A 22,386-nucleotide genomic window follows, 5' to 3' on the forward strand; every position below is an offset into this window, starting at 1 on the left:
CTCGCGGCCCGCGCACGGCGGTCAGATACGACGGGCGTAGCGCTTGAGCATGCTTGGCACGTCGAGGATCAGCGCGATGCGCCCGTCCCCGGTAATAGTCGCCCCCGCCATGCCCGGCGTGCCCTGCAGCATCTTGCCCAGCGGCTTGATCACCACCTCTTCCTGGCCCACCAGCTGGTCGACCACGAAGCCAATGCGCTGGGTGCCCACGGAGAGGATCACCACGTGGCCCTCGCCCGGCTCGTCATGCTGCGCGCCCGGCACCAGCCAGCGCTTGAGGTAGAACAACGGCAGCGCCTTGTCGCGGACGATCACCACTTCCTGGCCGTCGACCACGTTGGTGTTCGACAGGTCGAGGTGGAAGATCTCGTTGACGTTGACCAGCGGGAAGGCGAAGGCCTGGTTGCCCAGCATCACCATCAGGGTCGGCATGATCGCCAGGGTCAGCGGGACCTTGATGACGATCTTCGAGCCCTGGCCCTTGGTCGAGTAGATGTTGATGATGCCGTTGAGCTGGGAAATCTTGGTCTTCACCACGTCCATGCCGACACCGCGGCCGGAGACGTCGGAAATCTCGGTCTTGGTCGAGAAGCCCGGGGCGAAGATCAGGTTGTAGCAGTCAGACTCGGACAGGCGATCGGCCGCGTCCTTGTCCAGCAGCCCCTTCTCCACGGCCTTGGCGCGCAGCACGTCCGGATCCATGCCCTTGCCGTCGTCGGAGATCGACAGCAGGATGTGGTCGCCTTCCTGCTCGGCGGACAGCACCACCTTGCCTGAACGCGACTTGCCAGCGGCTTCGCGCTCGTCCGGGCCTTCGATGCCGTGGTCCACCGCGTTGCGCACCAGGTGCACCAGCGGGTCGGCCAGCGCCTCGACCAGGTTCTTGTCCAGGTCGGTCTCTTCGCCGATCAGCTCGAGGTTGATCTCTTTCTTCAGGTTGCGCGCCAGGTCGCGGACCTGCCGCGGGAAGCGGCCGAAGACCTTCTTGATCGGCTGCATGCGGGTCTTCATGACCGACGACTGCAGGTCGGCGGTGACCACGTCGAGGTTGGAGACGGCCTTGGCCATCGCCTCGTCGCCGCTGTTCAGGCCCAGGCGCACCAGGCGGTTACGCACCAGCACCAGTTCGCCGACCATGTTCATGATCTCGTCCAGGCGGGCGGTGTCCACGCGCACGGTGGTTTCCGCTTCGTTGGCCGGCTTTTCTGCAGCGGCAGCGGCGGGCTTGGCCGGCGCAGGCTTGGCGGCAGCGGCCGGCGCCGGAGCGGCAGCGGGCCTGGGCGCCGGCGCTGCAGCAATCGGCTTGGCGGCCGCGACCGGCTCTTCCTTCGCGCCCGTGAACTGGCCCTTGCCGTGCAGCTCGTCGAGCAGCTTTTCGAATTCGTCGTCGGTGATATTGTCGTCGCCGCCGGCAGCCGGAGCTTCCTCAGGCCGGGTCTCGGCAACAGCCTCGACGGGAGCGGGGGTTTCTTCCTTCGCACCGGTGAACTGGCCCTTGCCGTGCAACTGGTCGAGCAGCGCTTCGAACTCGTCGTCGCTGATCTCGTCGCCAGCACCCGCGGCAGGCGTCTCGGCAACCGGGGCCGGAGCCGCGCTGACGGGCTCCTTGGCAGCGGCGCTGAACTGGCCCTTGCCATGCAACTGGTCAAGCAGTGCTTCGAATTCGTCGTCGGTGATGTCGTCGCCGCCGCTGCCAACCGGCGCAGCAGGCGCCTCGGCGGCCGGCTCGAGGGCATCCATCAGCTGTTCGAACTCGGCGTCGGTGATGTCGCCATAAGCGGCCGCAGCGGCCGGGGCCTCTGCCACGACCGGCTCGGCAACAGCCGCAGCGGGAGCTGGCGCAGGAGCGGCGTTCGGATCCGCCAGGCGCGACAGCGCGGCGAGCAGCTCGGGAGTCGCCGGCGTCGGCTCCTCCGCGTCACGCACCTGCTGGAACATGACGTTGACGGTATCCAGCGCCTGCAGCATCACGTCCATCAGCTCGGCATCCACGCGGCGTTCGCCCTTGCGCAGCATGTCGAAGACGTTCTCGGCGATGTGGCAGCACTCCACCAGCGCATTCAGCTGGAGGAAGCCGGCACCACCTTTGACGGTATGGAATCCACGGAAGATTGCGTTGAGCAGGTCCATGTCATCCGGGCGGCTTTCCAGCTCGACCAGTTGTTCGGACAGTAGCTCGAGAATCTCGCCGGCCTCCACCAGGAAGTCCTGGAGGATTTCGTCATCGGCGTCGAAGCTCATTCGGTGCTCCCTCTACAGCGTCAGCGGACGCTTAAAAACCAAGGCTGGACAACAGGTCATCGACATCGTCCTGACCGGATACGACGTCCTTTCTTGTATCGGCAGCAATCTGCGGACCTTCACCCTTGGACGATCTTTCTTTTTCCACCGCGTCGCGCATGCTCTCGTGGTCATGCTCGATACCGGCGTAACGATCAACCTGCCCCGCCATCCAGACCAGCTTCACCAGGTTCGACTCGACCTCGGTCACCAGCTTGGTGACGCGCTTGATCACTTGCCCGGTGAGGTCCTGGAAGTCCTGCGCCAGCAGGATGTCGTTCAGGTGCGCGGAGAGCTTGCGGCTGTCCTGGGCGCTGATGTAGAGGAACTGCTCGACACGCTTGGCCAGGTCGCGGAAGGCCTCGGGGCCCAGCTCGCGGCGCATGAAGCGCGACCAGTCTTCCTGCAGCTCCTTGGCCTGGGTCTCGATGTGCATGACCACCGGGGTGCACTCTTCCACCAGGTCCATGGTGCGATTGGCCGCTTTCTCGGTCATCGTCACCACGTAGGACAGGCGATCGGTGGCGTCGGCAATCTGCGAGACTTCCTGGGCGCGCGGGGAGCTGGGATCGATCTGGAAGTTGACGATGGCGTTGTGCAGCTCGCGGGTCAGTTTGCCTACCTCTTGGTAGAGCCCGCGATCACGCGCCTGGTTGAGCTCGGAGATCAGCTGCACGGCGGTCTGTACGTCGCCCTGCTCGAGGCAGTCGACCAATTCGCGCGCGTGTTTTTTCAGGGTCGACTCGAAGTCACCCGCGGATTCGTTGAAATCCATGACGCCCTCTTGGTCAGCCTCAGCTGCCGACCCGCTCGAAAATCTTCTCGATCTTTTCTTTCAGCACCTGAGCGGTGAAAGGCTTGACCACATAGCCGTTGACCCCGGCCTGGGCCGCTTCGATGATCTGGTCGCGCTTGGCTTCGGCGGTGACCATCAGCACCGGCAGGTGCTTGAGGCGCTCGTCGGCGCGGACCGCACGCAGCAGGTCGATGCCGGTCATGCCGGGCATGTTCCAGTCGGTAACGAGGAAGTCGAAGTTGCCGCTGTGCAGCATCGGCAGCGCAGTGGTGCCATCGTCGGCTTCTGCGGTGTTGGTGAACCCCAGGTCTCGCAGGAGGTTCTTGATGATGCGCCTCATCGTGGAAAAGTCGTCCACGATGAGAATTTTCATGTTCTTGTCCAAACCTGCCTCCATCGATACCAAACGCGCCCTGGCGGGCGTGCCGTCAATTCATCGAGCGTCGTGCGCTCTTTGCTGTGGGCGCGTCAAAGGAACGTCACCCAAAAATTCGTAAGCCTATAACTTGCCTAAGGAAAATCCCTTCAGCACCGCCTCTCAGAAGCAGCCGACGCGAAACTACCCGATGCTCAGCGAGCGCGCCACTCCGCCAGTCGCGAACGCAGTCGCGCGGCGCACTGGCTGTGCAGCTGGCTGACGCGGGACTCGCTGACGCCCAGCACTTCGCCGATCTCCTTGAGGTTGAGTTCCTCGTCGTAGTACAGGGCCAGCACCAGTCGCTCGCGCTCGGGCAGCTTGGTGATGGCGTCAGCCAGGGCCGCCTGGAAGCGCTCGTCTTCCAGGCCATGGGATGGCTCGTTGTCGTGGTGCGATGCGTCTTCGGCAAAGCCGCCGCCCTGGTCGCCGTCCTGCAACATGTCATCGAAGCTGTACAGACGGCTGCCCTGGGTGTCGCTGAGGATGCCGTAATAATCTTCGAGGCTCATATTGAGTTCGGCAGCAACCTCCTGATCTTTAGCGTCGCGTCCCGTGCGCGCTTCGACGGCGCGGATGGCGTCGCTGACCATGCGGGTGTTGCGGTGGACCGAACGCGGGGCCCAGTCGCCCTTGCGCACCTCGTCGAGCATGGCGCCGCGGATGCGGATGCCGGCATAGGTTTCGAAGCTCGCGCCCTTGCCCTGATCGTATTTCTTCGCAGCCTCCAGCAGGCCGATCATGCCGGCCTGCATCAGGTCCTCCACCTGCACGCTGGCCGGCAGACGGCCAAGCAGGTGGTAGGCGATGCGCTTCACCAGCGGAGCGTGTTTCTGGATCAGCAGTTCCTGGGAGTTGTGCGCCTGTGCCTTGCTGTACATACGCGCTCCGGAGGCCGCGGTCATACGGCCGAACCCGTGGGATGTTGCACCAGGCGCTCGACGAAGAACTCCAGGTGCCCTCGTGGGTTGGCCGGCAGCGGCCAGCTGTCGACCTTCTGCGCCACCGCACGGAAGGCCAGGGAAGCCTTGCTGCGCGGGAACGCCTCATACACCGAACGCTGCTTCTGCACGGCCTTGCGCACCGACTCATCGTAGGGAATGGCGCCGACGTACTGCAGCGCCACATCCAGGAAGCGGTCGGTGACCTTGGTCAGCTTGGCGAACAGGTTGCGGCCTTCCTGGGGGCTGTGCGCCATGTTCGCCAGCACGCGGAAACGGGTCATGCCGTAGTCGCGGTTGAGCAGCTTGATCAAAGCGTAGGCATCGGTGATGGACGTGGGTTCATCACAAACGACCAGCAGCACTTCCTGGGCGGCACGGACGAAGCTCACCACCGAATCGCCGATGCCGGCGGCGGTGTCCACCACCAGCACGTCGATGTTGTCGCTGATGTCGCTGAACGCCTGGATCAGACCGGCGTGCTGCATCGGCGTGAGGTGCACCATGCTCTGGGTGCCCGAGGCCGCCGGGACGATGCGAATACCGCCAGGCCCCTGGAGGATCACGTCACGCAGGTCGCACTCGCCCTCGATGACGTCGGCCAGCGTGCGCTTGGGCGACAGCCCCAGCAGCACGTCGACGTTGGCCAGGCCCAGGTCGGCGTCCAGCAGCATGACGCGGCGGCCGAGGTCGGCCAGCGCCAGCGACAGATTCACCGACACGTTGGTCTTGCCCACGCCACCCTTGCCGCCGGTGACTGCGATTACCTGAACGGGATGCATACCCATATCAATACCTTGTCTCGTCGTTCGACCGTCACGCTTCTGGCGTTTCGGCTATTCCGGTTGCAGTGCTCTACCGCCTCCGGCGCTCGCGGATCGTCTTGCAGAGCATCCGCATCGCTTGGGTGGCTCAACCGGCCACCCCACGCCCCACGCGGGGCTCACAATCTTCAGCTGGCGCGACGCACCGGCTGTTGGTAAAGGCCGGCGAACATGTCCGCCATGGCATCCTCGCAGGGCTCTTCGGGCGACTGCAGGCTCACCGCACGGCTGACCAGTTGGTGCGCGCGTGCCACCTGCAGGTCGTCCGGGATCTTCGGCCCGTCAGCCAGATAGGCTACCGGTAGATGCTGGCTGATAGCCAGAGCCAGAGCTTCACCGAGGCTTCCCGCTTCGTCCAGTTTGGTCAGGATGCACCCGGCCAGCCCACAGGAACGATAGTTCTGCCAGGCGGACTTGAGTACCTGGCTCTGGCTGGTCGCGGCCAGCACGAGGTAATTCTTCACGTTCAGGCTCAGCGAAGACAGCGCCTCGAGCTGCATGCGCAGTGCCGGATCGTTGGCGGGCAGCCCGGCGGTATCGATCAGCACCAGACGCTTGCGCGCCAGCGGCGCCATGGCCTGGATCAGCGACTGGCCAGGGTCGACCAGGGTCACCGGCACATTGAGGATGCGACCCAGGGTCTTGATCTGCTCCTGCGCACCGATGCGGAAGCTGTCCATGGACACCAGGGCGATGCTCTGCGCGCCGTACTTCAGCACATAACGAGCGGCCAGCTTGGCCAGGGTGGTGGTCTTGCCCATGCCGGCCGGGCCGACCAGGGCGATCACACCGCCCTGCTCCAGCAGGTCGATTTCCGGGGTATTGATCGAGCGCGCCAGGTGCGCCAGCAGCATGCGCCAGGCCTGCTTCGGGTCGGCGATGGAGGCCACGCGCTCCAGCAGGTTGCGCGACAGGTCAGCCGGCAGCCCCATGCGCTGCAGGCGACGCCACAGGCCGGCCTGTTTCGGGCGCTGGTTCTGCAACTGGTTCCAGGCGATGGAGCCCAGCTGCACTTCGATCAGCTCGCGCAGGCCGTTGAGCTCGAAGCGCATGGCTTCCAGCGCCTGCTGGCCCACCGTGGCCGGCGCCGGGGCAACCGGCGCATCCATGGCTGCGGCCAGGGTTTCGGCAGCGCTGCGACGCGGCGCTTCGGTGCCGTACATTTGACGGTCCTTGCGCACGCCATCGGTTGCGCGGGCCGGGGCCGACAGGTCCGCCCTGGCCTGGGCGATCTTCGCCTGGGTCTTGCGCAGCTCGGCTTCCAGCGCCGGGTTCGGCTTGCTGGCGGCCACCGGTGCCTGGTAATCCAGCGCGGCGGTCAGCTCCACGCCGCCGGCGACACGGCGATTGCCGATGATCGAGGCATCCGGGCCCAGCTCGTCACGGACCAGTTTCATGGCCTGACGCATATCGGCGGCGAAGAAGCGTTTTACCTGCATGGCCTTGGACCTCAATCAGTTCTGCCCAACAGTGGCGACAATCGTGACTTGTTTGTTGTCCGGGATTTCCTGGTAAGCCAGCACGTTCATGGTGGGAACCGCCATCCGGGCGAATCGCGACATCATCGCGCGGATGGGACCTGCCACCAGCAGAATCGCCGGCTTGCCGAGCATCTCCTGACGCTGCGCCGCTTCAACCATCGAGCGTTGCAGCTTTTCGGCCATTCCGGGCTCCAGCAACATGCCGTCTTCGGAGCCTTGTCCGGCCTTCTGAAGACTATTGAGCAATATCTGTTCCAACCTGGGTTCCAGAGTGATCACAGGCAGCTCCGGCTCTAGTCCCACAATGGTTTGCACGATTGCGCGGGCCAGCGCGACGCGAACCGCCGCCACCATCGCGGCGGGATCTTGACTCTTCACCGCCACGTTGGCGATGGCTTCCGCGATGGTACGGATGTCGCGTACCGGCACCTGTTCCTGCAGCAGCGCCTGGAGAACCTTGAGCAGCGTCGACAGGGAAATCATCCCCGGCACCAGCTCTTCGGCGAGCTTGGGCGAAGTCTTGGCCAGCAGTTGCATCAGTTGCTGGACTTCCTCGTGGCCGAGCAGCTCGTGGGCATGCTTGTGCAGCACCTGGTTCAGGTGAGTGGCGACCACGGTGCTGGCGTCGACCACGGTGTAGCCCAGGGACTGCGCCTGGTCGCGCTGCGAGGCTTCGATCCACACGGCTTCCAGGCCGAAGGCCGGGTCCTTGCCGGCGATGCCGTTGAGGGTGCCGAACACCTGGCCGGGGTTGATCGCCAGGTCGCGGTCCGGGTAGATCTCGGCCTCCGCCACGCTCACGCCCATGAGCGTCAAGCGATAGGCGTTGGGCAGCAGATCGAGGTTGTCGCGGATGTGCACCGACGGCATCAGGAAGCCCAGGTCCTGGGACAGCTTCTTGCGCACGCCCTTGATCCGCGCCAGCAGTTGCCCACCCTGGTTGCGGTCCACCAGCGGAATCAGGCGGTAACCCACTTCCAGGCCGACCATATCCACCGGCGTCACGTCGTCCCAGCCCAGTTCCTTGGTCTGCTCGGCGCGCTGCGCCGGCAGCAGTTCCTGCTGGGTCTGGGCCTCCTGCTCGGCCTTCTGGCTGGCCTGGCGCTGGCGGTGCCAGATCAGGTACGCGCCGGCAGCGGCCAGGCCACCCAGGCCGACGAAGGACACGTGCGGCATGCCGGGGACCAGGCCCATGGCGATCAGGATGGCGGCAGAGATCGCCAGCGCCTTGGGCGAGGCGAACATCTGGCGGTTGACCTGCTGGCCCATGTCCTCGGAGCTGGAGACGCGGGTCACCATGATCGCAGCCGCGGTAGACAGCAGCAGCGAAGGCAACTGCGCCACCAGACCGTCACCGATGGTCAGCAGGGCGTAGACCTTGCCGGCGTCGCCGAAGCTCATCGAGTGCTGGATCATGCCGATGGCCACGCCACCGATGAGGTTGATGAAGAGGATCAGCAGGCCGGCGACGGCGTCACCGCGGACGAACTTGCTGGCACCGTCCATGGAGCCGTAGAAGTCGGCTTCCTGGGCCACTTCGGCGCGGCGCTTCTTGGCTTCGGCCTGCTCGATCAGCCCGGCGTTGAGGTCGGCGTCGATGGCCATCTGCTTGCCGGGCATGGCGTCGAGGGTGAAACGCGCGCTCACCTCGGAGATGCGCCCGGCACCCTTGGTGACCACCACGAAGTTGATGATCATGAGGATCGCGAAGACCACGATACCGACGACGTAGTTGCCACCGATCACCACCTCGCCGAAGGCCTGGATCACCTTGCCCGCCGCCGCGTGGCCGTCGTGGCCGTGGAGCAGCACGACGCGGGTGGACGCGACGTTCAGCGCCAGGCGCAGCAGGGTGGCGACCAGCAGGATGGTCGGGAACACGGCGAAGTCCAGCGGGCGCAGGGCGTACACGCTGACCAGCAGGACCACGATGGACAGGGCGATGTTGAAGGTGAACAGCACATCCAGCAGGAACGGCGGAATGGGCAGGGTCATCATCGCCAGCATGGCGAGCAACAGCAGCGGCACGCCGAGGTTGCCCCGGCTGAGCCCTACCAGATTGCTGCGAACAGTGCCGATCAGTTGCGTACGATCCACCCGTGATTCCCCTGCGCGTTGGCGGCCGAGGCGGCCACCGGATCAAACTTTTGACGCCCAACCGGGCATCCGCACAGGGTTTTGCAGGAAGCGTTCCAACTTTTTCGAAGGGCTGGAAATAGCCGATTCAGAGCGGCCGGATCACCAGCGCCCGGAGGCGCCGCCACCCCCGCTGGAACCGCCACCGCCGGAATAGCTGCTGCCCCCACCGGAGGACGACCCGCCTCCCGAAGATCCCGACCCTGACCCCGAACTGCCGCCACTCATGAAGGCGACCAGGAAGGGGAAATACAGCATGGGAATCAGCACCAGGGAATCGGGAAACACCCAGGGCCGCTGCAGGACTCCCACCGTATGGATGACGAATCCGGCGATCACCACGGCAAACCCCAGGCGGACGGAGAACTCCACACGGCTGCGCTTCCAGGTACCGAAGGCGAGGAAGAACGGCAGGCACAGAAACACCAAGCCGATACCTGCAGCAAAGGGCACTGCCAGGCCGAAGAGCGGCACGTCGCTGCCGAACTGCGCCGCGCCCAGCGCGATGGCGGTCAGGTAAAGGACGATACCGCCCACTATCATCGCCGCCTTGCCCGATGACGCCGCCACGGCGCCGACACCCCCACCCATCAGCAGGCAGAACGACAAGGCGAACAGCACCACCGGAGCGCTCTGCAGGCCACAGCCTAGCGCCAGCACCATCGCCACACCCGCAGCGCCCAGGATGACCCTCTTCACGCCAAGCCAGCGGCGGCGCAGTGCGGCTCCCGCCAATGCGCCGACGCCCAGGCCGATCAACAGCGCCCAGCCCTCCGCCGTCAGATGGAAGTCGCGACTTTCTTCCGGGAGGGTCTCGCCGTCGATCAGGCGCTCCAGCACTCCCACCGCCTGCTCGATGCCGCCGGCGAAGTTGCCCTCGCGGAACGCCGGAACCATCTCATCGCGGATGATGCGCCCGGCAACCACATCGGGAATCGCCCCTTCCAGGCCGTAGCCGACCTCGATGCGCATGTTCCGGTCGTCCTTGGCCACCAGCACCAGCACACCATCGTCCACCCCTTGCCGCCCCAGGCGCCATTGCTCGAAGACGCGGGTGGCGAACTGCTCGATGCTGTCCTCGCCGGTGCTGGGCAGCATCAGAATGGCGATCTGCGACCCCTTGCGCTGCTGCAGCGCCAGCAGCCGCTGCTTCATCGTAGCGATCCAGTCGCTGTCGAGGGTGCCGGTGAGGTCGGTGACGGGGCTTTCCAGCTCAGGCACCTTGATGGCAAAGGGAAGCTCGTCGTCAGCTTCCGCTTTGCCGGGCGCGGCGATGAACTCGTCCTGCGCCGGACGGGCGGCGTCGGTCGGAACCTCTGCCTGGACGCCCGCCGTACCGAGCAGGATGGCGAGCAATAGAGCACAGCGAATCCAGATGTTCATACCTTCATTCCTTGACAATCGCCCCAGGCAGCGCGAACCACACCGTCACCAACTGCCGGATGCGCCCCCGCCGCCGCTGGAACCACCGCCACCCGAACTGCCACCCGAACTGCCACCGGAGGAGCCGCCGGATGAACCACCGCCCGAGCCGGAGCGACCTCCCGCACCACCCCGCCCCGCGCCGAACACCCACAGCCCCGGCAGGGCCATGAAGGGCAGTATCACCAGCCAGTTCAGCGGCGCCGATGGCGCACCGATCGCCAAGCCCAGCAGCAGGTACAGGCCGATGAAGACCGCCAGGCGCTTGTAGAAGCCTTTGCGACTTCCCTGCGCGCTGGCCGCATTTCGGCCCTTGCGGTTCTTGCGGTTCTTGCCGGCCTTGCTTTCGCCGCGCCAGACGTCGCGCATCATCGAGATCAGCAGCCACCAGAGGCCCAATACGAACAGCGCCATGATGGGAACGGCGAGCGCGTAAACCCACAGGGCGCCGCCGAAGTGCGGCGTCAGGAAGCCGAGCAGGATGCAGTAGGCGATCAGCCCGAGCACCGTGTAGAACACCGCCCGCGTCGTCCACAGCGCGCCGAAGGTGGCGCCGCCGATGAGCAGGCACAATGGCGTGATCGCCACGGTCGCCAGCGCGTCCTTGCCGCTGGCCAGCAGCGCCACCAGCACAACGACCGCCACGCAGACCGCCAGTCCGCCGCGCCAGCCGATACGGCGCGCGGCCAGCAGCACGCCGCCCACGCCGCCCACAACGAAGGACGCCAGCAGCAACCAGGCTTCCAGCGGAATATTCAACGGTTCGGGCGCGGGCTCAGGCAGCGCCTCGCCGTCGACCAGCGTGATCAACGCATCCACCGCCGACTCGATGCCGCCGGCGTAGTCGCCCTCGCGGAACGCCGGCGCCATGCGCTCGCGGATGATGCGTCCGGCCAATACGTCAGGAATCGCCCCTTCCAGGCCATAGCCCACCTCGATGCGCATCTGGTGGTCGTCCTTCGCCACGACGACCAGCACGCCATCGTCGATGCCCTTGCGGCCGAGCTTCCAGAGGTTGAAGAGCTGATTGGAGAACGCCTCGATGCCCATCTTGCCGACGGTGGGCAGCATCACCACGGCGATCTGTGCGCCGCGCCGCTCCTCCAGGGACTTGAGCTTGTCGATCAGGCGGGCCTTGGCGGCCGGGTCGAGGGTATGGGTGACGTCCACCACGCGCTCGTTCAGCGGCAGCAGGACTCCGCCTTCGGCATCCGAAGCCGCCCAGGCGAACTGGGAACAGAACAGGCAGAGCAGAAACCAGAACGTCGAGCGCCAGCCGGCGGAGTATCCATGAAGCATCGAAGTGTCCCTTCGCGATCCTTGCAGCCGGAGCATGCGGCCCGGCCATGAACCGCCCATGCTACTGCGGTCTGACGGACGAGATATGTCGGACGCGTCCTATATCACTCGTCTCGCCGCAAATCCGGCGGGATCGGCAGGTCCGGCATCGGCCCCGGGCGCTTGCCCTTGCCGGCACGGTACTGCTTGAGCTGGTAGACGTAGGCCAGCACCTGGGCCACGGCGAGATACAGGCCGGCGGGAATCTCGTGGTCGAGTTCGGTGGAGTAGTACACCGCCCGCGCCAGTGCCGGCGACTCGAGCACGGTGACCTTGTGCTCCTGGGCGATCTCGCGAATCTTCAGCGCCATGAAGTCGTTGCCCTTGGCCAGCAACTTGGGCGCACCGCCCTTCTCCGCGTCGTACTGCAGGGCCACGGCAAAGTGCGTCGGGTTGGTGATGACCACGTCGGCCTGGGGCACCGCCTGCATCATCCGCCGGTTGGCCATCTCGCGCTGCATCTGGCGGACCTTGGCCTTGACCTCGGGCTTGCCCTCGGAGTCCTTGTACTCGTCCTTGACCTCCTGCTTGGTCATCATCAGCTTCTTGCGGTTGTCCCAGAGCTGGAAGGGAACGTCCGCAGCGGCAATGAAGATGATGCTGCAGGCCAGCCAGAAGGCGCTCCAGCCGACGATCCGGGCGCTGTGCACCATGGCCTGCTCCAGCGGCTCGTGGGAGATGGCCAGCAGGTCGTCCTGGTCGGACTTGAGCACCAGGATCGCCACGATCAGCACCAGCACGAACTTGGCCAGGGCCTTGAGCAGCTCGGTCACCGAGCGCACCGAGAACATGCGCTTGATGCCCGCCAGCGGGTTGAGTCGGCTGAACTTGGGCGCCAGCGCCTCGGCGGAGAACAGCCAGCCGCCCAGGGCCACCGGGCCGACCAGCGCCGCAACGAGCAGCACCGCGAGGATCGGCCAGACCGCATCGGCGCCGATCTTGCCGCCGGCGATCAGCAGGTTGAGCATGCTCTCGCTGTTCATCACCGTGGCGCGGTCCAGCTGGAAACTACCGCGCATCAGGCGCATCAGCGCATCGGCCAGGCTCGCGCCGAACATCAGCAGGGCTCCGGCGCCGGCCAGCAGCACGGCCAGGGTGTTCAACTCCTTGGACCGAGGGAGCTGGCCCTTCTCGCGCGCCTCCCGGCGCCGTTTCTCTGTAGGTTCCTCTGTCTTGTCTTCGCTACTGTCGTTCTCGGCCATCAGCGGGCCCCCACGAGTTCGCGAAGCAGGCGCAGGCCCTCACTGGCCAGCGCCTGGTACTGAGTGAGTATCTCGGCACTGCCAATCCAGACAATGACGAAGCCCATGATCAGGGTGAGCGGGAAACCGATCGAGAAGATGTTCAGCTGCGGCGCGGCGCGGGTCATGGCGCCGAACGCCAGGTTGACCACCAGCAGGGCCGTGATCGCCGGCAGGGCGATCATCAGGCCGGCCCCCAGGACCCAGCCGAGCTTCCCGGCCACGGTGATGAAATGGTTGCTCGACAGCCCCTCACCGACTGGCAGGGTGGTGAAGCTTTCAGCCAGCACCTCGAACACCACCAGGTGCCCGTTCATGGAGAGGAACAGCAGCGTCACCAGCATGGTGAAGAACTGCCCCAGCACCGGCACGGAAATGCCGTTGGTGGGGTCGACCATGGAGGCGAAGCCCAGGCCCATCTGCATGGAGATGATCTGCCCGGAAATGACGAAGGCATGGAACATCAGCTGCAGGACGAAACCGAGCATGGCGCCGACGAGGATTTCCTGGGCGATGTAAACCATCGCCTTGAGGCTCAGCGCATCCACCTGCGGCATCGGCGGCAGGTTGGGCACCAGCGCCACGGCAATGGCCACGGACAGGTACAGGCGCACACGGGTGGGCACCAGCTGGGTGCCAATGATCGGCATCACCATCAGCATCGCGGCAATGCGGAACAGCGGGAACAGGAAGGCCCCGATCCAGCCGCCGATCTGCGCGTTGCTGAGCTCGAGCATCAGCCGATCAGCGTCGGGATGCTGGTGATCAGCGACTGGGTGTACTCCATCAGCTGACGCAGCAGCCAGGGACCCAGCACGATGAGGGTGAGCAGCACCACCAGCAGGCGCGGCAGGAAGCTCAGGGTCTGCTCGTTGATCTGCGTGGCGGCCTGGAACATCGCCACGATCAGGCCCACCAGCAGACTGGGCAGCACCAGGATGCCGACCATCACGGCGGTCAGCCAGAGCGCTTCACGGAACAGGTCGACGGCGACTTCGGGGGTCATGGTGACTCCGTTCTTTCAGGCTTGGGCAGGAGCGAGCTTGCTCGCGAAGCTTTTGTGCCATTCCGGTTCGCGAGCAAGCTCGCTCCTACAAGAGCAGAGAGCATCGCTAGACCGTCCCGAAACTGCCGGCGAGCGTGCCGATGATCAATGCCCAGCCGTCCACCAGGACGAACAGCATGATCTTGAACGGCAACGAGATGATCAGCGGCGAGAGCATCATCATGCCCATCGCCATCAGCACGCTGGACACCACCAGGTCGATGATCAGGAACGGGATGAAGATCATGAAACCGATCTGGAACGCCGTCTTCAACTCCGAAGTGACGAACGCCGGCACCAGGATGGTCAGGGGCGTGGCGTCGGCGCTGGCGATGTCGGTGCGCTTGGACAGCCGCACGAACAGCTCCAGGTCCGACTGCCGGGTCTGCGCCAGCATGAAGGCCTTGAGCGGCACTTCGGCGCGGGTGATCGCTTCCTGCGCAGGGATCTGCTCGCTCAGGTAAGGCTGCAGCGCAGTCGTGTTGATCTTGTCGAACACCGGCGCCATGACGAACAGGGTGAGGAACATCGCCAGGCCGATCAGCACCTGGTTCGACGGCGTGCTCTGCAGGCCCAGCGCCTGGCGCAGGATGGAGAAGACGATGATGATCCGGGTGAAGCTGGTCATCAGCATGACGAACGCCGGGATGAAGCTCAGCGCGGTCATGATCAGCAGGATCTGCAGGCTGACCGAGTATTCCTGCTGCCCCTGCGGGTTGGTGGTCACGGTGATCGCCGTCAGCTGCGTCGGATCGGCGGCGAAGGCCTGCGGCGCCATCAGCGCCAGCAGGGCCAGTAGCAACGGTGCGATGGCCTTGAATGCGGCGATCAGAACGGAAGAAGTCGGCGAACGGGTCACTGCGGGCGGCCCTTGTCCTTGTTCAGCAATTCCAGCAGACGCTGGGCGAATTCCGGCTGCGCCGGCTCCGATTCGGCGGCATGCACCGGCTGGCGCAGGACGTGCAGCGGGGTGATGCGGCCGGGCGTCAGGCCCAGCAGCACCTGCTCCTCGCCCACCTGCACCAGCACCAGGCGATCACGCGGGCCGAGGGACTGGCTGGAAATCAGGCGGATCGCCTGGTTGCCGCGCGGCACGACCTGCTGCACGCGACGCACCAGCCAGGCCAGCAGGAAGATCAGGCCGACCACCAGCACCAGGCCCAGCAGCAACTGCATCAGCTGCGCGCCGGCACTGCCGGTGATGATGCTCGGCGTGGAGCTGGCGTGGACGATCGCCGGGTTGGATGCCGGCGCCTTGGCCTCCTCGCCCAGGGCGAAGAGGGACAGCCCCAGCAGCGGCAGGGCGCACAGGTTCGCGAGCAGGCGGCCCATGTCAGCGCAGCTTCTTGATGCGTTCGCTGGGGCTGATCACGTCGGTGAGGCGGATGCCGAACTTCTCGTTCACCACCACCACTTCGCCATGGGCGATCAAGGTGCCGTTGACCAGCACGTCCAGCGGCTCGCCGGCCAGGCGATCGAGTTCGATCACCGAGCCCTGGTTGAGCTGCAGCAGGTTGCGGATGTTGATATCGGTATGCCCGACCTCCATGGAAATGGTCACCGGAATATCCAGGATCACATCCAGGTTGGGGCCTTCCAGCCCGGCGATCATCGGCGTCTTGGGCGCCATGCCGAACTCTTCCATCGGTGCGCGCGGTGCGGCGGGCGCGGCCGGAGCCGCAGCGCCGGCCATCATCGCGTCGATGTCGTCCTGGTTGGCGTCACCGGATTCGGAGAGCGCCGCGGCCCACTCGTCGGCCAGCGCCTGTTCTTCGGGAGTCACGTTTTCTTCATCAGACATGGTGGGTCCTCGTGGGATCCGCTCAGCGCAAGCGCTCGAGGGGATCGAGAATCTGCAAGGCCAGGTTGCCCTTGTGCGAACCCAGCTTGACCTTGAAGGAAGGCACGCCGTTGGCGCGCATGATCATGTATTCGGGCAGCTCCACCGGGATCACGTCGCCCGGCTGCATGTGCAGGATGTCGCGCAGCTTGAGCTGGCGGCGCACGACGGTGGCCCCCACCGGCACGCTGACGTCGAGGATGTCTTCGCGCAGGGCATTGATCCAGCGCTCGTCCTGATCGTCCACGTCGGACTGGAAGCCGGCATCGAGCATCTCGCGGATCGGCTCGATCATCGCGTAAGGCAGGGTGATGTGCAGGTCGCCGCCGCCACCGTCCAGCTCGATGTGGAAGGTGGAGACCACCACCACTTCGCTGGGGCTGACGATGTTGGCCATCGCCGGGTTCACCTCGGAGTTCACGTACTCGAAGTTGATCGGCATCACCGCGTGCCAGGCCTCGGCGAGATCGACGAAGGCCTGCTCGATGACCATGCGCACCACCCGCAGCTCGGTGGGGGTGAACTCGCGGCCCTCGATCTTGGCGTGGCGACCGTCACCGCCGAAGAAGTTGTCCACCAGCTTGAACACCAGCTTGGCGTCGAGGATGAACAGCGCGGTGCCGCGCAGCGGCTTCATCTTCACCAGGTTGAGGCTGGTGGGCACGTACAGCGAGTGAACGTACTCGCCGAACTTCATCACCTGCACGCCGCCCACGGCGACATCCGCCGAGCGGCGCAGCAGGTTGAACATGCTGATGCGGGTGTAGCGGGCGAAGCGCTCGTTGATCATCTCCAGGGTCGGCATGCGGCCCCGGACAATGCGGTCCTGACTGGTCAGGTCGTAGGACTTGATCGCCCCCGGCTCGACGTCGGACTCGGTTTCCACCAGACCGTCGTCGACGCCGTGCAACAGCGCGTCGATCTCGTCCTGGGAAAGTAGATCCTGCATGGCCATGGCGGGTACCTACTGCAATACGAAATTGGTGAAAAGCACTTGCTCCACGGTCAACTGACCGGTCGCCTTCTTCGCCAGTTCCTGAAGACTGGAGGTCGCCTGCGAGCGAAGCATCTCCTTACCGACCGGCGTTACCAGGGTGTCGAAATTCTGGCTGGAGAACAGCATCACCAGCTGGTTGCGTACCAGCGGCATCTGCTCGCGCAGGGCATCCATCTGCGCCTGGTCGCGGCCCATCAGCGCAACGGCTACTTGAAGATAGCGCTGGCGGCCGTTCTGATTGAAGTTGACCACGAAGGACGGCGCGAGGATCTCGTAGACCGCCTGTTTCTTCGTCGGCTCGGCATGTTCCGCGGCCTTGGCTTCGGCCTCGTCGGGCTTGGCGCTCTTGTGCAGGAAGAACCAGGTACCGCCCACCGACGCACCCACCGCCAGCAGGAAGGCCAGCACGATGATGATGATGAGCTTCAGCTTGCCCTTGCCGGGCGCCTGGCCATCGGGGAGAGAAGGCGTCTGTTCTTTCTTGGCCATGCCAATAATCCGTCACTTTTGCGGCGCGATGCGCTGATACCGGGGTAGCAGCAAGGGCTGTGCCAGTTCGGACGAGTCCTGCTGGCGACGCCGCGGATATTACAGGCTAGACGGAGGATGTCACGGGGAGGTGTAAGAATTTTCGCCTGGGACGATCCAGACAGATTGACCAGGGGGCGAATCGAGGCTGGAGCTTGATGCTCGACGCTCCCCTCTCCCCAGCCCTGGCTGCGCGCCCCGCTCCGAAGGGAGAGGGGCGCGCAGCCAGGGTTAGGGAGAGGGCGCTACAAGACCACGCCCATCGCTCGCAGGATCGCCAGGGATCACGCGTAGTAATCCACCAGCCCCCTGCCCTGCGCCGCCGCCTGCGGGCGAATCTCGGACACGCCACTGATCATCGGCTCGTCGTCACCGCTGCCGGTACCGCCCATGCGCCGCGAGCCGCCGCGGTCATCACCCTGCTGCTGTTGCTGCCAGCCACGGGCGGACTGGTCGGAAACGTTCACGTCCAGCTGCATGCCCTGCTGGTTGAACATCTCGCGCAGGCGGTGCTGCTGGCTGTCCAGCGCTTCACGAACGTTGGCGTTGGCACTGACGAAGTTGACCTGGGTCTGGTCGCCGGTCATGTGAATGCGCACTTCCAGGCGGCCGAGGTTGGCCGGGTCCATCTGGATCTCGGCCGACTTGAGGTTCTGCGAGGACATCCACATCACCCGGTCCACCACCTGATCGGTCCAGCCGTTCTGCTGCACCGACACGGCCTGTCCCGGCACCAGCGGGTTCACCGGGCGACTGGTCATGGCCTGCGGCGTGTTCAGCGCCTGCGTCAGCGACTCCAGGCGCGCGGCGAAGGCTTCGTTGCGCGGCATCTCCGGCTTGGCATCGGTCTGCACGTCCGCCAGCCGCTGGGTCAGGTCGACGCCATCCTTCAGCGCACCCTCGGCAAGCTTGCCTTCGGCGCCCTTGGCTGCCGCATCCGGGCTCAGCGCAGCGAGGGCGGCCGTCAGATCATTCTTGCCGCCGGCATCCAGTGGCTTGTCCCCCGACTTGGCGGCGAGGTGGCCGGTAAGCTGGGTCTGCTGCGCCTGCCCGGCCTGGTCGTCGGCGCCCACGCCGAGCGTCAGGTTCACCCCCGGAATCTCGTTGAGCTTCTGCAGGTCGCCATCGCTGCTGGCCTCGGTCAGCTGGCTGCTGCCGGTGCTGACCACCAGCGGCGGCGCCTCGGGCTCCGGCAACTGGCCGGTCATGCCGAGCATCAGCAACGGGTCGAGGGTGGCGTCGGGACTGGTCTCGGTATCCGCCACCTTCTCGTCCGCCTTGCTGGCGCCATCGGCCGGCAAGGCCTTGCCGTCCTCGGCAACCTTTGGCTGGTCGGCGGCAGCCGGTGCGCCGGCGTCCTTGCTCGCGGTGTCCTTGTCGGCACTGTCCCGCGGCTTGTCGTTCTTCGCCTTCACTGGCTTGTCGGTCCGCTCGCTGGCGGCCGGACGCTGCTCCTTGGCGTAGACGTCGGCGAAGCTGGAACCCTTGTCGCTGCTGGTGCTCGAGGAGCCCTGGGCAGCCTTGGAGAGCGCCGTCCTGGGCCGGGTGTCAGGCGTCGACGTCAATAAAATATCCGGGGCGACAGCCATCGGAGTTCTCCGTTGATGTGAATATCCAACACGGAGATAGCAAGGCGCGGGCCAACTCGGAAAAGGTCAGGGGCGACCGGGCAACAGCAGGGTGCGGACGATGGAAAATTCGTGCTCGATCTTGCCGATCAGGCCTTGCGCGCCGGCCAGGTCGTTCTGCCGCGCGGCCTCCTCCAGGCGCTTGCACAGGCTGCTCAGTACCGAGGCCCCCATGTTGCCGCAGCTGCCCTTGAAGCTGTGCGCGGCGTGGCGCAGGGCCGGTGCATCGCTGGCGGCGAATGCCTCGCGGATGCTGCGCAGGCGCTCCTCGGAGTCGCTGAGGAAGGTTTCCACCAGGAGCGGGTACTCGTCTTCCATGATCGACAGCAAATTGCTCAGCACGGCGCCATCGAGATGCGGCTCGGACATTGGGCACTCCCTGAAGGACGGCTCGCCACCCTTCAGGGGGACAAGAAGGCCTCGATTATGCCTGAGCCGACCAGAAGAACTCCACGGAGACCGCCTTGCCGTCGCCCGACCACTGACAGCGGTCAGACAGCTGCCGGACCAGTGTCAGGCCGCGCCCGCAGAGGCTGCCGGCAGCCCGCTGCGAAGCCAGCACCGCGCCCACGTCGAAACCGTCGCCGCTGTCCTCCACCCGCACCAGCAGGCGCCCGCCATCGCCGTGGGGGGCGAGGTCGAGATGGAAGCGCACGAAGCCGTCGCGCAGGGTGACCAGGCGCTTGCTGCGCTCCTGGTAGTAGCGGGCGAAGCCGGCGGCGTCGCACTTGAGCGAGGAGTCCAGGCCCATCACGCCGTGTTCCAGGGCGTTGGAGTACAGCTCGGCGAGCACGGTGTAGAGCGCACCGCCGCGCGGGCGCAGGTCCTGCACTTCCATCAGCAGCTGCAGCAGGAAGGGCAGCGGGTTGAAGTTGCGCAGGGTCGGCGCGCGGAATTCGAAGCTGGCGGACCAGTCCAGCGGGCTGCTCAGGCCGTTGTCGGAGAACGCCAGCGGCGGGCGCTGCAGCGAATCCTCGGGGACCAGCGCGATCTCCAGCATGCTGACGTCGTCCTGGGCCTCGCCGCGAAACCGCGCCACCGCCGCCTGAATGCCGTCGAACAGGCGCGACGGCGCGAGGCCCTCGCCGAACACTTGCTGCAGGCGCTCCTCACCGAAAGCTTCGCCCGCGGCATTGCGCGCCTCCAGCACGCCATCGGAGAAGAGGAACACGCGGTCGCCCTCCTCCATCGCATAGACCTCGCAATGGTCGCTGAAGGCCGACGAGTCGAGAATGCCCAGCGGCAGATGCCGCGAAACCAGCGGCTGCAGTTCGCCGCTGTCGTGGCGGTGCAGGTAGCCGTTGGGCAGGCCACCGTTCCACACCTCCACCAGGCCGCGCTGGAAGCTCAGGTTGAGCACCGCGGCGCAGCAGAACACGCCGACCGGGAGAATGCGTTTGAGCTTGGCGTTCATCTCGCGAAGGATGTCCGCCATGGGGTAGCCCTTGGCGGTCATGCCATAGAACACCTCGGCCAGCGGCATGGCGCCGATGGCGGCCGGCAAGCCGTGGCCGGTGAAATCGCCAAGCAGCACGTGCATGCCGCCGGAGGGCTTGAACGCCGCCAGCAGCAGGTCGCCGTTGAACAGCGCGAAGGGCGATTGCAGGTAGCGGATGTTCGCCGCGTTCAGGCAGCCCGAGTGCGCCACCTTGTCGAACACCGCCTTGGCCACCCGCTGCTCGTTGAGCAGGTGTTCGTTGTGCCGGGCGATCAGGTCGCGCTGCTCCAGCACCATCCGCTGCAGGTGATGCAGGCGCCCCATGGCGCGGATCTTGGCTTCGAGGATGACGCGGTTGTAGGGCTTGGAGAGAAAGTCATCGCCGCCTGCCTCCAGGCTCTGCACCAGCGCTTCGGGCTCGCTCAGCGAAGTGAGGAAGATGATCGGGACCAGTTCTTCGCCTGCCTGCCGGCGAATCCGCCGCGCCGCCTCGAAGCCATCCATCACCGGCATCAGCGCATCCATCAGCACCAGCTGCGGGCGCTCCTGGGCGAACAGCGCGAGCGCTTCCAGCCCGTTGGCGGCGGTGAGCACCCGATGGCCCTGGCGGCTGACGATGGTCGACAGCAGCAGGCGGTCGGCGGCGTTGTCGTCGGCGATCAGGACGGTGAGGAGTTCGGACATGGCCGTTGCCACTGCAAAGCGCGCCGCGTCAGCTGATCTTGAACAGCTGCTCGAAATTGGAGATGGACAGCACCTTGCGCACGTCCGGGTTGCAATGCGCCAGGCTGATCTGCGCGCTCTCGCCGCCAGCGTGGTCGCGCAGCAGCAGGAGCATGCCCAGCGCCGAGCTATCGAGGTAGGTGGCGCCCTTCAGGTCCACCACGTAGCGCTTGGGCGTCGCTTCGACACGCTCGTAGGCATTGCGGAATTCCTGGTGTGCGCCGAAATCGAAACGTCCCTGGACCACGATGGTGAGCTCCTGCCCGTCGGCGGAGGGAACGGAAGTGATGGCCATGGGATTCTCCTTATCGATCGATGGTCGCGCACGAGCTTGAAGATGTAGCAGCTAGCGATGACAGCGGCAACCTCGGCGAGCGATGGGAAACCGCCTCGCCAGACCGGTCGAACGGCACCCGCCAGGTCGATTAATGGACCACCGGTCGCCACAGACCCGACGAATGCCTTTACCCTTTTACGCGTGCGACGCAGGACGAAGGCTCGCAAGAGGCCTTGGAGGGGTCGCACCCGCAAGCAGGGGGGAGCATGTACAAGTCCATTCTCATCGCGGCCTGCGTGTTGTGCGCGGCGCCGTACGCAGGTGCCCAGGTGATGCAGCGCGAGCTGGGCGATTTCGACCTCAAGTTCGCCAACTCGCCGACACGCAGCATGGCCCAGGGGCTGGTCCAGCCGGGCCAGGCCAACAGCGCCCAGGGCGGCCTCGACATCACCCACGACAGCGGTTGGTACGTCGGCAGCTGGACCTCGAACATCGAGCAGGAAAAGCCGCTGGAGATCGACAGCTACGCCGGCTTCAAACACCCGCTGGGTGACGGCAAGCTGGGCTACGAAGTGGGCACCCTGCGCTATAGCCGGCCGGAACAGCCCGACTACGACAGCCAGGCGCTGTATGGCGGCCTCTCGGTATTCGGCAGTCGTCTCGGCGCGGCCTACAGCGCCCAGGCCGGGCGCAGCACCACCACACTGTTCACCGACCTGGGCGTGCAGCCTGACCTCGGCTTCGACGTGACCTTCAAGTACTCCACCTACAACCTTGCCTCCCCCGTGAGCCTGAACAGCGGTGGCAGCGTCAGCGAATTCGGTGACTGGTCGGTGAACTTCAGCCGCCCCTGGAACGGCATCGACCTGAACTTCTCCTACAGCGGCAGCAGCCTCACCGGCGGCGACTGCAGCGCCTACTCCGGGCATAACGCCTATTGCGACTCGGCGTTCATGTTCAAGGCCTCGCGGCCGTTCTTCTGAGCCTGGGCATTTTCAGTCCCCGAAGCACCCACACCCCAGCCCTCTCCCTCTGG

Annotated in this window: 22 protein-coding genes; 1 reads left to right on the forward strand and 21 read right to left on the reverse strand. The window is 65.5% G+C overall.

Annotation, left to right across the window (positions count from 1 at the left end):
• Positions 1–21: 21 nt before the first annotated feature.
• From UB43_RS14375 to UB43_RS14475, 21 genes are all read right to left on the reverse strand, one after another.
• Complete coding sequence (locus tag UB43_RS14375; RefSeq protein ID WP_045212051.1) at positions 22–2,241, reverse strand: chemotaxis protein CheA; 2,220 nt, start codon at positions 2,239–2,241, stop codon at positions 22–24.
• Positions 2,242–2,272: 31 nt separating this feature from the next.
• A complete protein-coding gene (locus UB43_RS14380) occupies positions 2,273–3,055 on the reverse strand; it encodes a protein phosphatase CheZ (RefSeq protein WP_045212054.1) in 783 nt (260 codons plus the stop codon).
• 19 nt (positions 3,056–3,074) lie between these two features.
• Positions 3,075–3,449: a chemotaxis response regulator CheY gene (locus UB43_RS14385; protein ID WP_085988857.1), complete on the reverse strand. Its 375-nt coding sequence runs from the start codon at positions 3,447–3,449 to the stop codon at positions 3,075–3,077.
• A gap of 197 nt (positions 3,450–3,646) precedes the next feature.
• Positions 3,647–4,396, reverse strand: a complete 750-nt coding sequence (fliA, locus tag UB43_RS14390) for an RNA polymerase sigma factor FliA (RefSeq protein ID WP_045212057.1) — start codon at positions 4,394–4,396, stop codon at positions 3,647–3,649.
• Positions 4,393–5,220 carry a flagellar synthesis regulator FleN gene (gene fleN / locus UB43_RS14395; RefSeq protein ID WP_017520297.1) on the reverse strand — a complete coding sequence of 276 codons (828 nt, stop codon included), beginning with the start codon at positions 5,218–5,220 and terminating at the stop codon, positions 4,393–4,395. Before fleN ends, fliA begins: the two co-directional genes overlap by 4 nt.
• Before the next feature lie 164 nt (positions 5,221–5,384).
• A complete protein-coding gene (gene flhF / locus UB43_RS14400; RefSeq protein ID WP_045212059.1) occupies positions 5,385–6,695 on the reverse strand; it encodes a flagellar biosynthesis protein FlhF in 1,311 nt (436 codons plus the stop codon).
• Between the two features lie 15 nt (positions 6,696–6,710).
• Positions 6,711–8,834 carry a flagellar biosynthesis protein FlhA gene (flhA, locus tag UB43_RS14405; protein ID WP_045212062.1) on the reverse strand — a complete coding sequence of 708 codons (2,124 nt, stop codon included), beginning with the start codon at positions 8,832–8,834 and terminating at the stop codon, positions 6,711–6,713.
• 141 nt (positions 8,835–8,975) lie between these two features.
• Positions 8,976–10,256, reverse strand: a complete 1,281-nt coding sequence (locus UB43_RS14410; protein WP_052969548.1) for a YgcG family protein — start codon at positions 10,254–10,256, stop codon at positions 8,976–8,978.
• A gap of 45 nt (positions 10,257–10,301) precedes the next feature.
• On the reverse strand, positions 10,302–11,594 hold the full coding sequence (locus tag UB43_RS14415) for a YgcG family protein (protein WP_052969549.1): 1,293 nt from the start codon (positions 11,592–11,594) through the stop codon (positions 10,302–10,304).
• A 104-nt stretch (positions 11,595–11,698) separates the two neighbouring features.
• Positions 11,699–12,835: a flagellar biosynthesis protein FlhB gene (gene flhB / locus UB43_RS14420; protein ID WP_045212065.1), complete on the reverse strand. Its 1,137-nt coding sequence runs from the start codon at positions 12,833–12,835 to the stop codon at positions 11,699–11,701.
• Complete coding sequence (gene fliR, locus UB43_RS14425; protein WP_045212068.1) at positions 12,835–13,611, reverse strand: flagellar biosynthetic protein FliR; 777 nt, start codon at positions 13,609–13,611, stop codon at positions 12,835–12,837. The genes flhB and fliR overlap by 1 nt, the downstream gene beginning before the upstream one ends.
• The gene (fliQ, locus tag UB43_RS14430; protein WP_045212070.1) at positions 13,611–13,880 is read right to left on the reverse strand and encodes a flagellar biosynthesis protein FliQ; all 270 of its coding nucleotides are present in this window, start codon (positions 13,878–13,880) and stop codon (positions 13,611–13,613) included. Before fliQ ends, fliR begins: the two co-directional genes overlap by 1 nt.
• 106 nt (positions 13,881–13,986) lie before the next feature.
• Complete coding sequence (gene fliP, locus UB43_RS14435) at positions 13,987–14,697, reverse strand: flagellar type III secretion system pore protein FliP (RefSeq protein WP_156160422.1); 711 nt, start codon at positions 14,695–14,697, stop codon at positions 13,987–13,989.
• Between the two features lie 77 nt (positions 14,698–14,774).
• On the reverse strand, positions 14,775–15,251 hold the full coding sequence (fliO, locus tag UB43_RS14440; protein ID WP_156160413.1) for a flagellar biosynthetic protein FliO: 477 nt from the start codon (positions 15,249–15,251) through the stop codon (positions 14,775–14,777).
• Position 15,252: 1 nt separating this feature from the next.
• Positions 15,253–15,720, reverse strand: coding sequence for a flagellar motor switch protein FliN (fliN, locus tag UB43_RS14445; RefSeq protein ID WP_045212072.1), 468 nt, complete (start codon positions 15,718–15,720; stop codon positions 15,253–15,255).
• Between the two features lie 22 nt (positions 15,721–15,742).
• Entirely contained in the window at positions 15,743–16,714 is a 972-nt protein-coding gene (gene fliM / locus UB43_RS14450) for a flagellar motor switch protein FliM (RefSeq protein WP_045212074.1), read from the reverse strand.
• 9 nt (positions 16,715–16,723) lie between these two features.
• Positions 16,724–17,245, reverse strand: a complete 522-nt coding sequence (gene fliL / locus UB43_RS14455) for a flagellar basal body-associated protein FliL (RefSeq protein ID WP_045212076.1) — start codon at positions 17,243–17,245, stop codon at positions 16,724–16,726.
• A 323-nt stretch (positions 17,246–17,568) separates the two neighbouring features.
• Positions 17,569–18,873 carry a flagellar hook-length control protein FliK gene (locus tag UB43_RS14460; protein WP_045212079.1) on the reverse strand — a complete coding sequence of 435 codons (1,305 nt, stop codon included), beginning with the start codon at positions 18,871–18,873 and terminating at the stop codon, positions 17,569–17,571.
• 66 nt (positions 18,874–18,939) lie between these two features.
• Complete coding sequence (locus UB43_RS14465; protein WP_045212082.1) at positions 18,940–19,281, reverse strand: Hpt domain-containing protein; 342 nt, start codon at positions 19,279–19,281, stop codon at positions 18,940–18,942.
• Between the two features lie 55 nt (positions 19,282–19,336).
• A complete protein-coding gene (locus UB43_RS14470; RefSeq protein WP_045212084.1) occupies positions 19,337–21,034 on the reverse strand; it encodes a SpoIIE family protein phosphatase in 1,698 nt (565 codons plus the stop codon).
• Between the two features lie 28 nt (positions 21,035–21,062).
• Complete coding sequence (locus tag UB43_RS14475; RefSeq protein WP_045212086.1) at positions 21,063–21,368, reverse strand: STAS domain-containing protein; 306 nt, start codon at positions 21,366–21,368, stop codon at positions 21,063–21,065.
• Between the two features lie 248 nt (positions 21,369–21,616).
• On the opposite strand from UB43_RS14475, the gene UB43_RS14480 reads away from it, so the two are divergent.
• The gene (locus tag UB43_RS14480) at positions 21,617–22,333 is read left to right on the forward strand and encodes a TorF family putative porin (RefSeq protein ID WP_045212089.1); all 717 of its coding nucleotides are present in this window, start codon (positions 21,617–21,619) and stop codon (positions 22,331–22,333) included.
• The last annotated feature ends 53 nt before the right edge of the window (positions 22,334–22,386 follow it).

Origin of the sequence: Pseudomonas sp. 21 (genome assembly GCF_000955805.1) — a bacterium.
GTDB lineage: Bacteria > Pseudomonadota > Gammaproteobacteria > Pseudomonadales > Pseudomonadaceae > Pseudomonas.